Here is a 13,278-nt window from a genome sequence, read left to right as displayed (position 1 = left end):
TTCCTTCTGCTTCTCCAGCAGGCCGGCCGCCGCCCCCGGCCCGCCGCCCGCCCCCGGCGGCCCTGCCCGGCGGCCCGTCGCCCGCAGCCCCCGCTCCCGGCGTCGTACGCCCCGCCCCGTTCCCGCCGCGCCGTCGGGTCAGAGGGCCGCCCGCACCGCCGAATCCACGTCGGGGTGCCGGAACCGGAAGCCCGCGTCCAGCAGCCTCCGCGGCACCACCCGGTGGCTGCCGACCACTTCGACCGCCAGCTCGCCCAGCACGGCGTCCAGGAGTGCCTTGGGCACCGGGAACGGCGTCGGCCGGTGCAGCTCCCGGCCGAGCGCCGCCGTCAGCTCGGCATTGGTCACCGGCTCCGGGGCGGTGAGGTTGAACGGGCCGCTCAGGTCCTCCCGGTCGATCAGGAACCGCAGCGCCGCGACCTCGTCGGCCAGGGAGATGAAGCTCCAGTACTGCCGGCCGTCGCCGAGCCGCCCGCCGAGGCCGAGCCGGAACAGCGGGAAGAGCCGCCCGCCCGCGCCGCCGTCCGCCGAGAGCACCAGCCCGGTCCGCGGGTGCACCACCCGGACCCCGGCCCGCTCGGCCGCTCCGGCGGCGGCCTCCCACTCGACACAGACCTCGGCCAGGAAGTCGTCCCCGGCGGGCGACTCCTCGTCGATCACCCGGTCCCCGGTCTGTCCGTAGAAGCCGACCGCCGACGCGCTGAGGAGGACCCGCGGCGGCTCGGCGAGCCCGGCCACCGCGGCGGCCAGCGTCTCGGTGCCGAGCACCCTGCTCTCCCGGATCTCCCGCTTGTAGGCGTCGGTCCAGCGCCGGTCGCCGACCCCGGCGCCGGCCAGGTGCACGACGGCCTCCACCCCGGCGAGCCCGGCCCGGTCGACCTGACCCAGCAGCGGGTTCCAGCCGATGGCGGTGGTGCCGTCCGGTCGAGGGCCGGTTTTCGAGCGGTGCCTGACCAGCCGTACCACCTCGTGGCCGTCCGCCAGCAGCGAGTCGACGAGTGCCGAGCCGATCAGTCCCGTGGATCCTGTGACCGCGATTCTCATGCGGACATCCTCGCAGCCGGGACCTCGCAGACCCGGGCGCTGCCGGCCGGAGCGTCGCCGGCCGGGGCGCGGCCCGCCCGGACGTCGCGCCCGGACGTCGAGGCACCCCACCCGGAAATTCCGTGTACGCCCGTGAACCCGCTGATTAGCATGGCGCGCATGCGCGAAGCCGACGATCTGATCATCCGTCCCGCTCAGGCCGAGGACGAGAAGGAGCTCTCCGCCCTCAACCGTGCGGCGTGGACCTGGCTGGCCGACGTCGCTCCACGGCCCGACGAGGGTGCGGACGTGTTCGACGAGCGCCACAGCCCGGACCAGTTCCTGCTCGCCGTGCTCGGTGACCGCCTCGTCGGCTACGTCCGGGTCGTCCCGCCCACTCCGCTGGCCAGCAACGCGCACGTGCGCCAGATCCAGGGCCTCGCGGTCGACGCCGGGGCCCGGGGCCGCGGCGTCGGCGTCGCGCTGGTCGAGGCCGCCTGCGCCGCGGCCCGCGAGCAGGGCGCCCGCCGGCTCACCCTGCGCGTGCTCGGCCACAACACTCCGGCGCGCAGCCTCTACGAGCGCTGCGGCTTCGTCGTCGAGGGCTCGATGGCCGAGGAGTTCCTGATCGACGGCCGGTACGTCGACGACGTCCTCATGGCCCGCACCCTCACGGCCTGACCCCGCGCCCCCGCGCCCCCGCGCCCGGCCCCGACCTCTCGGCCCGACCCCGGCCCTCCGTGGGGCGGAACGGCCCGGCGGCGGGGCCGCCCGCCCAGGGCCGCCCCGCCCCCGAACCCGCTTCCGCCGCCCCACCAGGCGCGTTACCGGCGAGTCGTCAGATCCGGACGCGGGTGGTGCAGAGTCGTGACAGACCCGGCCTGTCTGGACCGTCACCCGGACGGGTACGGTACGGCCGTGAGCAACTCGACGCCTCCGGGGTGGTACCCGGTACCGGGTGCGGACGGCACGGCCGGTCATGAGCGCTGGTGGGACGGCAACGCCTGGACCAGCGAGGTGCGTCCCGTCCAGGCGGGCGGCGGTCAGATTGCCGACGCCCCGACACAGGTCTCCTGGCAGAACCCGACGCAGGCCTCCGCGCCCCCCTCCTACGGTTACGGTGCGGCGCAGCAGGGGCAGCCCGGGTACGGCTACCCGACGCAGAACCCGCCCTCCTACGGCTATCCGCAGGCCGCCTACACTCCCCAGCCCCAGTCGAACCGGATGAAGACCGGCACGGCCGTGGCCATCGTGGTCGGGGTGCTGGCCGTGGTCGGTGTGGTGGCCGCCATCGCGCTCAACAGCGGCGGCGGCACCCCGACGGCCGGTCCGACCACTCCGGTGGCGACCGTGACCGTCACGGACACCCCGAGCCCCACGGCCACCCGCACCCCGACTCCGACCCCGACCCCGACTCCGACTCCGACCCGGGGAACCACGCCCACGACGACCGCGCGCCCGGCGCCGGCGGTCAAGGACACCGTGGCCGACCCTCAGCACGCCATCACGGTGCCGGTCTTCGAAGGCTGGGACGCGACGACGGACGGCGCGCACTCGACGGTCTTCCTCGGTAGCGGCCGGTACACCTGCCCCGGCGGGGGATCCTGCATCCGCGGTCAGTTCTCGGTCGAGAAGGACACCGTCTCGGGCGCCTCGGCCCGGGCGGCGGCCGAGGCCGCGATGCCCACCTACGCCGCGGCGATCTTCAGCAACATCTCGTCGCACACCGACGCCGGTTCGTCCAGCACGACGGTCGCGGGCATCTCCGGCTACGCGGTGCGCTGGCACATCGTCACGGCGGACGGCAGCAAGGGCTACGTCCTGATGGTGGCGGTGCCGGCCAAGGGCGGGGGCTACGTGGCCTTCGAGGGCGGGGTCGACGACGCCGCGGGCGCGCCCGACCCCACCGTGCTGGACCAGATCCTCAAGGGCATCAAGCAGGACACCGGCGCGGCGGGCGGCTCCAACACCTGACCGCCCGCCGCGGGGCTCAGTCCCCGTACCGCTCCCAGAGCTTGGGGAACCGTTTCGCCATGACGTCGGGGTCGTCGAAGTCCAGGGCGGCCCCGTACGGTCGTGCGGGCTGCCGCTCGCCCACCTCGGGCAGCGGCAGTCCGGTCAGCTGCTCGTACGCCTCGTCGGCGGCGTAGCCGAGGTCCTCGGCCTCGCCGTCCTCCTCCTCGTCGAACTCGGGCAGCAGGTCCGCCAGGTCGTCCGGTTCGTGCAGCCCGCCCTCGAACACGTCCCGGCCCTGGCCGATCAGCCAGCACCGGAAGTAGTCGAAGGTGTCCTCGGAGGCGCCGTCCAGCAACAGGTACGCCGCGCCCCACAGGTCGTGGCGGTAGGCGCGCTGGAACCGGGCCTCGAAGAGTCGCGCGAAATCGATCACGTCGTCCGGGGCCAGCTGGGCGAGCCGTTCCACCAGGCGTTCGGCCTGTTCGTCCGGATCGCCGTCGGAGGCTTCCCGGGTTTCGTCGATGATCTGCCAGAAGTCGGTCTCGTCCATCACCGCTCCAGCATCCCTGTTCCCCCGCACGTGCGCATGCGATGGTCGTGCGAATCACCCTGAACCACGCGAAAATCTCGAATCCGCGGGGAGATCCGTGGCCGCGGGCCGGTCCGCACCCGTCGGTGAGCACCGCCGGCGAGTACCCGTCGGCCCGAACCCTCCGGCGGGCACCCGTCGGTCCGCGCCCCCCGGGAGGCACCCGTCGGTCCGCGCCCCCGGAGGCACCCGCCGGCGAGCGGCTGCCGGGAGGCAGCACCGGGAGCGACTCCGGGGAACGCGGAACCCCGCGCCGTCCGGGGACGACACGGGGTTCCGGTACCGCTGTGTACCTGCGGGGACCCTTACAGGCCGAGCTCGACCTCGAACTCGCCGGCCTCCAGGATCTCCTTGACGGCCACCAGGTAGCGGGCGGCGTCGGCGCCGTCCACCAGGCGGTGGTCGTAGGAGAGCGACAGGTAGGTCATGTCACGGATGCCGATGGCGGTGCCGCCGTCGGCCTCGATGACGACCGGGCGCTTGACGGTGGCGCCGATGCCCAGGATGGCCGCCTGGTTCGGCGGCACGATCACGGTGTCGAACAGCGCACCGCGCGAGCCGGTGTTGCTGATGGTGAAGGTGGCGCCGGACAGCTCGTCCGGGGTGATCTTGTTGCCGCGCACCTTGGTGGCCAGCTCCGCGGTCTTCTTGGAGATGCCGGCGATGTTGAGGTCGCCCGCACCCTTGATGACCGGGGTCATCAGACCCTTCTCGGAGTCCACCGCGATACCGATGTTCTCGGTGTCGAAGTAGGTGATGGTGCCCTCGGCGTCGTTGATCCGGGCGTTGACGACCGGGTTGGTCTTCAGCGCCTGGGCGGCGGCCTTGACGAAGAACGGCATCGGGGACAGCTTCACGCCCTCGCGGGCGAGGAAGCCTTCCTTGGCCCTGCCGCGCAGCGACATGATCTTGGTGACGTCGACCTCGACCACGCTGGTCAGCTGGGCCTGCTCGTGCAGGGCCTTCAGCATGTTGTCGCCGATGACCTTGCGCATGCGGGTCATCTTGACCGTCTGGCCGCGCAGCGGGGACGGCGCGGCGGCGGCCTTCGGCGCGGCGGCCGGAGCGGCAGCGGCGACGGGGGCCGGAGCGGCCTTGGCAGCCTCGGCGGCGGCCAGGACGTCCTGCTTGCGGATGCGGCCGCCGACACCGGTACCGGTGACGGAGGCCAGCGCGACGCCCTGCTCGGCGGCGAGCTTGCGGACCAGCGGGGTGACGTAGGCGTCACCGGCGTCGGCCACCGGGGCGGCCGGCGCGGCCGGGGCCGGGGCAGCCGGAGCGGCGACCGGAGCCGGAGCGGCGACCGGGGCAGCCGGGGCCGGAGCCGGGGCAGCGACCGGGGCCGGGGCAGCCGGGGCCGGAGCGGCGACCGGTGCGGCCGGGGCGACCGGAGCCGGGGCGGCGACCGGGGCAGCCGGGGCGACGGGGGCCGGAGCCGGAGCAGCCGGAGCGGCGACCGGAGCCGGGGCAGCACCCGCGGCACCGATCAGCGCGAGCTGGGCGCCGACCTCGGCGGTCTCGTCCTCGCCGACCAGGATCTTCACCAGGGTGCCGGCGATCGGCGACGGGATCTCGGTGTCGACCTTGTCGGTGGAGACCTCGAGCAGCGGCTCGTCGACCTCGACCGTGTCACCCTCGGCCTTCAGCCAGCGGGTGACGGTGCCCTCGGAGACCGACTCGCCCAGTGCGGGCAGCAGCACCGGGGTGGCGTCGCCGGCCGGGGCGGCCGGGGCGGCAGCCGGGGCCGGAGCGGCGGCCGGCGCCTCGGCGACCGGGGCCGGGGCGGCCGGAGCAGCCTCGGCGACCGGAGCGGCCGGAGCCGGAGCGGCCTCGGCGACCGGTGCGGCCTCGGCGACCGGGGCCGGAGCGGCCTCCGGGGCACCGGAGCCGTCGTCGATGATCGCGAGCTCGGCGCCGACGGCGACGGTCTCGTCCTCGCCGACCTTGATCGAGGCCAGGATGCCCGAGGCCGGGGCCGGGATCTCGGTGTCGACCTTGTCGGTGGAGACCTCGAGCAGCGGCTCGTCGACCTCCACGCGCTCACCCTCGGCCTTCAGCCAACGGGTGACGGTGCCCTCGGAAACGCTCTCGCCCAGCGCGGGCAGTGTTACTGAGACCGCCATGGTTTCAGCGACTCCTATCAAGTCTTGCGTACTGGAAGTTTGGGGGGTGGGGCGCGATCAGTCGTGCGCGTGCAGCGGCTTGCCGGCCAGCGCCAGGTGCGCCTCGCCCAGAGCCTCGGACTGGGTCGGGTGCGCGTGGATGAGCTGCGCGACCTCGGCAGGCAGAGCTTCCCAGTTGTAGATCAGCTGAGCCTCTCCGACCTGCTCGCCCATCCGGGCGCCGACCATGTGGACGCCGACCACGGCGCCGTCCTTGACCTGGACGAGCTTGATCTCGCCGGCGGTCTTCAGGATCTTGCTCTTGCCGTTGCCGGCCAGGTTGTACTTGAGGGTGACGACCTTGTCCTTGCCGTACAGCTCGACGGCCTTGGCCTCGGAGATGCCGACGGAGGCCACCTCGGGGTTGGAGTAGGTCACGCGCGGGACGCCGTCGTAGTCGATCGGCACCGGCTTGAGGCCGGCCAGCCGCTCGGCGACCAGGATGCCCTCGGCGAAGCCGACGTGAGCCAGCTGCAGGGTCGGGGCGAGGTCGCCGACGGCCGAGATGGTCGGCACGTTGGTGCGCATGTACTCGTCGACGAGGACGTAGCCGCGGTCCATCGCGACGCCGTTCTCCTCGTAGCCGATGCCGGCCGAGACCGGGCCGCGGCCGATGGCGACGAGCAGCAGGTCGGCGTCGATCTGCTTGCCGTTCTCGGTGGAGACGCGCACACCGGTCTCGGTGTACTCGACGCCGGAGAAGCGGGCCTTCAGCTCGAACTTGATGCCACGCTTGCGGAAGGCGCGCTCCAGCAGCTTGGAGGAGTTCTCGTCCTCCAGCGGGACCAGGTGCGGCAGGGCCTCGACGATGGTGACCTCGACGCCGAACGACTTCCAGACCGAGGCGAACTCGACGCCGATCACGCCGCCGCCGAGGATGACGGCCGACTTCGGGATGCGGTCGAGCTTGAGGGCGTGGTCCGAGGAGATCACGCGGTTGCCGTCGATCTCCAGGCCCGGGATCGAGCGCGGCACGGAGCCGGTGGCCAGCACGATGTGGCGGCCCTCGACGCGCTGGCCGTTGACGTCCACCGAGGTCTGCGAGGAGAGCTTGCCCTCGCCCTGGATGAAGGTCACCTTGCGGGACGCCACCAGGCCCTGGAGGCCCTTGTACAGGCCGGCGATGACGTCGTCCTTGTACTTGTGGACGCCGTTGATGTCGATGCCCTGGAAGGTGGCCAGCACACCGAACTCGGCGGCCTCCTTCGTCTCGTCGGCGATCTCGGCCGCGTGCAGCAGCGCCTTGGTCGGGATGCAGCCGCGGTGCAGGCAAGTGCCGCCGAGCTCACCCTTCTCGATCAGGGCGACGCTCAGGCCCAGCTGGGCGGCGCGGAGCGCCGCGGCGTAACCGCCGCTTCCGCCTCCGAGAATGACTACGTCGAAAACGGTGCTGGCGTCGTTCGCCACGTCACGTCCTCCATGCAATGGGGTGTGGATCGCCGGGCCGGTCACGGTCCGGTAGTTCGGAAGCCTTTGTGGGGCGCCCAGTCGTGCCGGAAATACATCTTCGCACTTGTTCGCGGCGGCTGATGTCCGGGTCCGCCCCAGGGGTGTCCCGAGGGGCGGTCGCAGGGGTGGGGGCACCCCGGACGGAGGGGCATCGTCGCAGCTCAGGGCGGTGTTGACAGCGGGCCCGACGGAGTCGTCCGAGCCTGCGGAGCGCCCGGTTCCGCAGTGCGGAACAAAGTTTCGCCCGCAGCGAACAGGGGTGCGGACTCCCCGTCGTGTCCCCTACCGGCCGGTAACCGACCCGGGCGCGAGGCTCGGCCGGACGAGGACCGCCGGACGAGGACCGCTGGCGCGAGGGCTGCCGGGTGGGGGGGAAAGCCGGACGGGGTCCGGCGCGCTCGCGCCGGACCCCGTCCCGCCTTCGTCCCGCGCCCGCGGGCGCCGGTGCCGGTCAGGCCTTGCCGCCCGCCGCCTTCTGCTCGGCGAAGCGGACCAGGGTGCGGACCGCGGTCGCGGTGCCGCCCTTGGGGGTGTAGCCGAACGGCGCGCCCTCGTGGAACGCCGGACCGGCGATGTCCAGGTGCGCCCAGTCGGTGCCCTCGGCCACGAACTCCTTCAGGAAGAGCCCGGCCACGAGGCCACCGCCCATCCGCTCGCCCATGTTGGCCAGGTCGGCGATGGTCGACTCGGTCATGCCCTTGCGCAGCTCGGGCGGCAGCGGCATCGGCCAGGACTGCTCGCCCACCTCGCCCGAGGCGGTGTGCAGGGTCGAGCGCAGCTCGTCGTTGTTGGCCATCACGCCGAAGGTGCGGCTGCCCAGCGCCAGCATCATCGCGCCGGTCAGCGTCGCCACGTCGACGATGACGTCCGGCTTCTCCTCGCCGGCCCGGACGATCGCGTCGGCCAGCACCAGGCGGCCCTCGGCGTCGGTGTTCAGGACCTCGACGGTCTTGCCGCCGTACATCCGCAGCACGTCACCCGGGCGGGTCGCCGAGCCGGACGGCATGTTCTCGGCGAGCGCCAGCCAGCCGGTGATGTTGACGGCCAGGCCGAGGCGCTTGGCGGAGACCACGGCGGCGAACACCGCGGCGGCACCGGCCATGTCGCACTTCATGGTCTCGTTGTGACCGGCCGGCTTCAGCGAGATGCCGCCCGAGTCGTAGGTGATGCCCTTGCCGACGAACGCCAGGCTCGCCTTGGCCTTCGGGTGGGTGTACGCCACCTTCACCAGCCGCGGCGGGTTGGTCGAGCCGTTGCCGACGCCCAGCAGGCCGCCGAAGCCGCCCTTGAGCAGCGCCTTCTCGTCCAGCACCTCGACCTTGAGGCCGTGCTCCTTGCCGGCCGCCTGGGCGATCGCGGCGAAGCCCTTCGGGTTCAGGTCGTTCGGCGCGGTGTTGACCAGGTCGCGGGCGCGGTTCATCTCCTCGCCGACGACGAGGGCGCGCTCGACGGCCGCCTTGGCGTCCTTGCTGCCCTTGCGGGTCGAGAGCAGGATCAGCTCGCCGACCGGCTCCTTGCCGCCGCCGCTCTTGTAGGTGCCGAACGCGTAGGCGCCGAGCAGGCCGCCCAGCGCGACCGCCTCGGTCTCCTCGGCCGACTCGGCCGGAAGGGCCAGCGCGGCCTTCTTGCTGCCGGCGAGGGCCCGTGCGGCGACACCGGCGGCGCGGCGCAGGGCCTCCAGCTCGTAGGAGCCCTCGGCGGCGTCACCGAGGCCGACCGCGAGCACGAGCGCGGCCTTCAGGCCGGCGGGGGAAGGCACCTTGACGGCCTCGCCCTCGGCGCCGGTCGCGCCCAGCGTGCTGAGGATCTCGGCCAGCTTGCCCTCGAACGCCTCGCTCACGGCCTCGGCGCCGGGGGCCAGCACAATGCCCTTGGGGCCCTTCGCGACACCGATCACCAAGGCGTCCGCACGCAGCGAGGCGGCGGAGGAGGTGCTCACAGACAATGCAGTCACGTAATGCGTCCTGTTCTTTCGCGGTCCACGGCCGGTCGCGGCGCGGGTGCCGCACCGGCGCAGCCCGGAACCGCCGGCCGGGCCGTCCGGCCGGCGCCCGCCGGACCCGGGGCCCCTGGCTGTGTGCCCCCGCCGGCTCCGCGGCGGACGCATACACCAGAGGCCCCGGCGCCCCAACGCGCGTCGGCCGGGCAGGACCTGCGACGGTGCAGGGCTGCGATGCTCCCCGCATGGTAGTCCGCATGCCGAGATCACGCGCCGCCCGGTGTACCGCCTCCGGGTGCCGGGGTTCCGGCCCCGTCCTCAGCCCGCCAGGGCGAGGACCAGCAGCGCACCGGTCGCGGCGGTCTCCGCCATCGCGCCGAGCACGTCGCCCGTGATCCCGCCGAAGCGTCGCACGCAGCGTCGCAGCAGGATCCAGGCGCAGCCGGCACCCGCGACAACGGCCAGCGGCAGTCGTAGGGATGACCATCCGTCAACGGCCCCGGCGGTCGCGGTCAGGAGCGCCGCCGCGGCGGTCGACAGCGCCGCCGCAGCCGGGGTCACCGTGCTCGCCACCATCGCACCGAGCCCGCCCGGGCGGGCGGCCGGCACCGACCGCAGGCATCCCCAGGTGAGCGCGCACCGCGCCGCCACCGCCGCGGCGAGCACCGCCAGCGCGCCGCGCAGCGGGGAGACCGCGAACTGCCCGGCGAGTGCGGCGACCTGCGCCAGCAGGACCAGCACCAGGGTGAGGACGCCGAACGGCCCGATGTCCGACTGCTTCATGATGCGCAGCGCGTCCTCGGCCGGTCGGCCGCTGCCCAGGCCGTCGGCGACGTCGGCGAGCCCGTCCAGGTGCAGTCCGCGGGTCAGAGCCGCCAGTACCCCGACGGCCGCGACCGCGCCGAGCGGGCCGCCCGCGCGCCAGGCCACCAGCGCCCCGGCGCCCGCGGCCGTCGTGCCGAGGACGAGTCCGACCAGGGGGGCGGCGAGCATCGCCCGGCCGCCCGCGGCCCGGTCCCAGCGCTCGACCCGGACCCGCAGGACCGACAGCGTCCCGAAGGCGAACCGCAGGCCGTCCACCCACCCGGCCCGCCCGTCCGGTTCCCGCCCGCCCGGCCCCTGTGGGTCCGGTCCCTGTGCGCCCGGTCCCCGCTCGTCCGTCATCGTCCGTGCCTCCACCGTGACCAGCCTCCCGCGTTCCCCGGCGGTCCGCCCCCGCGCACGGCGAAGGCCCCCGGTCCGCCGGACCGTCGTCGTGGACGGCCGGCGGGCCGAGGGCCCGGGGCGTGTCTGACCGACTCCCGGCCGTCCTACAGCCGACCGAGCAGTTCCGCCGCCGACGGCAGCTTCGCCGGCTCCTTCGGTGCCGCCTGCGCGAACGGCGCCGGCACCTTCTCCGCGAGCGTGTCCGACGCGGCCTGCAGCAACGGGAGCGCCATCAGCGCACCCACGCCCTCGCCCATGGTGATGCCCTGCTCCTGCAGCGGCGTCAGCGTCAGCCGGTCGTACGCCTTCGCCTGCGCCGGCTCGCCGCTGGACTGCCCGGCCCGCCACCACTCGGGCGCCCGGAACGCGATCCGCTGCGCGACCAGGGCGCACGCCGACGAGACCACGCCGTCCAGCACCACCGGCAGCTTCCGCACCGCGGCCTGCAGCAGGAACCCGGTGATCGCCGCGAAGTCCGCACCGCCGGTCGCACCGAGCAGTGCCAGCTGGTCGCCCAGCACCGGCCGGGCCCGCCGCAGCGAGTCCCGGACGGTCGCGCACTTGACCATCCACACCTTGTCGTCGACGCCCGAGCCGCGGCCGGTGACCGCCGCCGCGTCCGTCCCGCAGAGCGCGCCGACCAGCACCGCGGCGACGGTGGTCGCGCCGACCCCGAGGTCGCCCAGCACCACCAGGTCGGTCCCGGCGTCGGCCTCCTCGTCGGCGACGGCCATCCCGGCCCGGAACGCCTTGACGGTCTCCTCCGGGCTGAGCGCGTCCTCGACGTCGATCCGCCCGGAACCGCGCCGCACCCGGTGGGCGGTCACGTCGTCGGGGAAGTCGGCGGGGTCCGCGTCGACCGCGACGTCGACCACCCGTACCTCGGCGCCGAACCGCCGGGCGAGCAGGGCGACGGGCGCGGTGCCGTCGAGGACGGCCCGGACGCGCGCCGCCGTACCGCCCTGGGCCGGCAGCCGGGAGACGCCGAGGGCCGCCACCCCGTGGTCGGCGGCGAACAGCACCACCTTGGGGGCCGAGAGCGGCCGCACGGGGGAGCGCCCCTGCACGGACGACAGCCAGGCGCCCAGCTCCTCCAGCTTGCCGAGGCCGTTGCGCGGCCGGTCCAGCTCCTGCCAGCGCTCCTCGGCGGCGCGCCGGGCACTCTCGTCGGGGCGTTCGACGAGCGAGGAGAACGTATCGAGATCCACGGTCGTGTCCATCGTCCGGAAGGCTACACGCCGCAGGTGTTCAGCCGACGGGCGGCTTGACGGTGAGTACCTGCCCGGCCACCACCAGGAGCACGCGTTCGGACGCGTCGGCGACCGCCATGTTGAGCCGGCCCAGGGTGTCGCGGAACCGGCGCCCGGCGGCGGTGGCCGGGACGACCCCCATGCCGACCTCGTTGCTGACCGCCACCACCGGCCGACCGGTCGCGGCCCACGCCGCGGCCAGCGCGTCGCAGCGGGCCTGCACCGCCGCCTCGCCCCCGTCGGCCCAGACCCGGTCGTCCCAGGCGCCGCAGTCGTCCATGACGGAGGTGAGCCAGAGCGCCAGGCAGTCGATCAGCACCGGCGCCGGGTCGGCGGCGTCCGCCAGCACCGCCTCCAGCGCGCAGGTCTCGGCGGTGCGCCAGCTCGCCGGCCGCCGGTCCCGGTGCAGCGCCACCCGCTGGGCCCACTCGGCGTCCCCGTCCCGGGTGCCGCCGGTGGCCACGTACAGCACGTCCCCGTACGGGGCGAGCAGCTGCTCGGCCCTGGTCGACTTGCCGGACCGGGCGCCGCCGAGGAGGAGCGTGCGGGGCAGCGGGGCGTCATCAGTCATGCGCCCCATCCTCTCCCACCGCGCATACCGAAGATCCTGGTGGGCAACCTGAGGACTTAGGCTGCGCAGCACAAGCGCGTCATCAGCGATCGGCAGTGATCGCCAGTGGGAGGAGCCGGGCATGGTCTGGACGTGGCGGTACGAGAAGACGGACGGCACCGCGGTGGCCCCGGGCGACGGCCAGGTGGAGGAGTTCGCCGGCCAGGGGGACGCCGAGACCTGGATCGGGGAGGCCTGGAAGCAGCTGGCCGAGGACGGCGTGGACACCGCCGTGCTGCTGGACGACGGCCGTGAGATCTACTCGATGAGCCTGCACGAGGGGTGAGGCCCGGGGGTGACGGCTCCGGGAGCTACTTCATCCCGATGACGTGGAGCAACGCGGCGACCTGCCGGTAGGGGTCGGTCCGGCCGGCGAGCTCCTCGGCCTCCAGCAGCTGGGCGAGCTGCCGGCCGTCGACCGGCGGCGCCGCGTCGTCGGGCGCGTTGTCGGTGAAGACCCGGACGCCGTACCAGTGCCGGAGCGGTACGGACACCTCGGAGAGGGTCACCGCGAGGTCGGTGATCCGGTCGGCGCGGGCCGCCAGCCCGAGCCGGTTGTAGTACCGGTCGCTCTCGAAAGCGTGCAGGGCGGCCCGCCAGTCGCCGGCGGCGGCGGGCCGCAGGGCCAGCGCGTCGCGGTTGCGGACCAGCAGCGAGAGCAGCCCGCCGGGCGCGAGCAGCCGGGCGAGCGAGGCGATCATCGGATCGGGGTCCGGGAGGTACGTCAGGACGCCGTGGCAGAGCACGACGTCGAAGCTGCGGGCGCCGAACCAGCGTCCGCACTGGTGGCCGTCGCCGATGAGCAGCTGGATCCGGTCGCGGACCTCGTCCGGCTCCTCCGCCAGGGCCCCCTGGGCGACGCCGAGCGCGTCCGGGTCGGAGTCGATGCCGGTGACGTAGTGGCCGGCCCGGGCCAGCCGCAGTGCCTGGGTGCCCTGACCGCAGCCGATGTCGAGGACGCGCTGGGCGCTGCGCCCGGCGAGCTGCTCGGCGAGCTGCCGGGCGACCATCTCCTGCCGGACGAGGTTGCGCAGGGTGCCGAGGCGCTCCAGCCAGTGGCCGGTGCCGCCGGCGAAGGAGCCGCTGCGCGAGGG

Annotated in this window: 12 protein-coding genes; 3 read left to right on the top strand and 9 right to left on the bottom strand. The window is 74.2% G+C overall.

Annotation, left to right across the window (positions count from 1 at the left end):
* Positions 1-138 precede the first annotated feature (138 nt).
* Positions 139-1,044 (bottom strand): TIGR01777 family oxidoreductase, encoded by a 906-nt coding sequence (locus ABZY91_RS29625; RefSeq protein WP_355405927.1) that lies wholly within the window; start codon positions 1,042-1,044, stop codon positions 139-141.
* Between the two features lie 159 nt (positions 1,045-1,203).
* Here ABZY91_RS29625 and ABZY91_RS29620 point away from each other — a divergent pair, with 159 nt between their 5' ends.
* On the top strand, positions 1,204-1,704 hold the full coding sequence (locus tag ABZY91_RS29620) for a GNAT family N-acetyltransferase (RefSeq protein WP_355405926.1): 501 nt from the start codon (positions 1,204-1,206) through the stop codon (positions 1,702-1,704).
* A 237-nt stretch (positions 1,705-1,941) separates the two neighbouring features.
* Positions 1,942-2,997 carry a DUF2510 domain-containing protein gene (locus ABZY91_RS29615; protein WP_355405925.1) on the top strand — a complete coding sequence of 352 codons (1,056 nt, stop codon included), beginning with the start codon at positions 1,942-1,944 and terminating at the stop codon, positions 2,995-2,997.
* 16 nt (positions 2,998-3,013) lie between these two features.
* Here the strand turns inward: ABZY91_RS29615 and ABZY91_RS29610 are convergent, their stop codons facing one another.
* The 7 genes from ABZY91_RS29610 to cobU all read right to left on the bottom strand — a co-directional run bounded on the left by ABZY91_RS29610 (position 3,014) and on the right by cobU (position 12,145).
* On the bottom strand, positions 3,014-3,529 hold the full coding sequence (locus tag ABZY91_RS29610) for a DUF4240 domain-containing protein (RefSeq protein ID WP_329949897.1): 516 nt from the start codon (positions 3,527-3,529) through the stop codon (positions 3,014-3,016).
* Positions 3,530-3,873: 344 nt separating this feature from the next.
* On the bottom strand, positions 3,874-5,691 hold the full coding sequence (gene sucB, locus ABZY91_RS29605; protein ID WP_355405924.1) for a 2-oxoglutarate dehydrogenase, E2 component, dihydrolipoamide succinyltransferase: 1,818 nt from the start codon (positions 5,689-5,691) through the stop codon (positions 3,874-3,876).
* A 57-nt stretch (positions 5,692-5,748) separates the two neighbouring features.
* Positions 5,749-7,155, bottom strand: coding sequence for a dihydrolipoyl dehydrogenase (gene lpdA, locus ABZY91_RS29600; RefSeq protein WP_329881696.1), 1,407 nt, complete (start codon positions 7,153-7,155; stop codon positions 5,749-5,751).
* Positions 7,156-7,630: 475 nt separating this feature from the next.
* Complete coding sequence (locus ABZY91_RS29595; RefSeq protein WP_355405923.1) at positions 7,631-9,133, bottom strand: leucyl aminopeptidase; 1,503 nt, start codon at positions 9,131-9,133, stop codon at positions 7,631-7,633.
* 303 nt (positions 9,134-9,436) lie between these two features.
* Positions 9,437-10,282, bottom strand: coding sequence for an adenosylcobinamide-GDP ribazoletransferase (locus ABZY91_RS29590; protein WP_355405922.1), 846 nt, complete (start codon positions 10,280-10,282; stop codon positions 9,437-9,439).
* A 146-nt stretch (positions 10,283-10,428) separates the two neighbouring features.
* A complete protein-coding gene (locus tag ABZY91_RS29585) occupies positions 10,429-11,544 on the bottom strand; it encodes a nicotinate-nucleotide--dimethylbenzimidazole phosphoribosyltransferase (RefSeq protein ID WP_355405921.1) in 1,116 nt (371 codons plus the stop codon).
* Positions 11,545-11,572: 28 nt separating this feature from the next.
* Positions 11,573-12,145: a bifunctional adenosylcobinamide kinase/adenosylcobinamide-phosphate guanylyltransferase gene (cobU, locus tag ABZY91_RS29580; RefSeq protein WP_355405920.1), complete on the bottom strand. Its 573-nt coding sequence runs from the start codon at positions 12,143-12,145 to the stop codon at positions 11,573-11,575.
* A 121-nt stretch (positions 12,146-12,266) separates the two neighbouring features.
* Here cobU and ABZY91_RS29575 point away from each other — a divergent pair, with 121 nt between their 5' ends.
* Positions 12,267-12,470, top strand: coding sequence for a hypothetical protein (locus ABZY91_RS29575; protein ID WP_329881691.1), 204 nt, complete (start codon positions 12,267-12,269; stop codon positions 12,468-12,470).
* Between the two features lie 25 nt (positions 12,471-12,495).
* On the opposite strand, the gene ABZY91_RS29570 is transcribed toward ABZY91_RS29575, so the two are convergent.
* Complete coding sequence (locus tag ABZY91_RS29570; protein ID WP_329949916.1) at positions 12,496-13,194, bottom strand: class I SAM-dependent methyltransferase; 699 nt, start codon at positions 13,192-13,194, stop codon at positions 12,496-12,498.
* Between the last annotated feature and the right edge of the window lie 84 nt (positions 13,195-13,278).

Source organism: Kitasatospora sp. NPDC002965, assembly GCF_040611255.1.
GTDB lineage: Bacteria > Actinomycetota > Actinomycetes > Streptomycetales > Streptomycetaceae > Kitasatospora.
The sequence above is the reverse complement of the archived record's forward strand: the minus strand, read 5'-3'. Positions and strand labels throughout refer to the sequence as shown.

Bases quoted from the DNA above. Each gene is read 5' to 3' on its own strand.
- ABZY91_RS29590 (WP_355405922.1), bottom strand. From the start codon at position 10,282: ATGACGGACGAGCGGGGACCGGGCGCACAGGGACCGGACCCACAGGGG.
- ABZY91_RS29570 (WP_329949916.1), bottom strand. From the start codon at position 13,194: ATGGTCGCCCGGCAGCTCGCCGAGCAGCTCGCCGGGCGCAGCGCCCAG.
- ABZY91_RS29585 (WP_355405921.1), bottom strand. From the start codon at position 11,544: ATGGACACGACCGTGGATCTCGATACGTTCTCCTCGCTCGTCGAACGC.
- ABZY91_RS29620 (WP_355405926.1), top strand. From the start codon at position 1,204: ATGCGCGAAGCCGACGATCTGATCATCCGTCCCGCTCAGGCCGAGGAC.
- sucB (WP_355405924.1), bottom strand. From the start codon at position 5,691: ATGGCGGTCTCAGTAACACTGCCCGCGCTGGGCGAGAGCGTTTCCGAG.
- cobU (WP_355405920.1), bottom strand. From the start codon at position 12,145: ATGACTGATGACGCCCCGCTGCCCCGCACGCTCCTCCTCGGCGGCGCC.
- ABZY91_RS29575 (WP_329881691.1), top strand. From the start codon at position 12,267: ATGGTCTGGACGTGGCGGTACGAGAAGACGGACGGCACCGCGGTGGCC.
- ABZY91_RS29625 (WP_355405927.1), bottom strand. From the start codon at position 1,044: ATGAGAATCGCGGTCACAGGATCCACGGGACTGATCGGCTCGGCACTC.
- ABZY91_RS29610 (WP_329949897.1), bottom strand. From the start codon at position 3,529: ATGGACGAGACCGACTTCTGGCAGATCATCGACGAAACCCGGGAAGCC.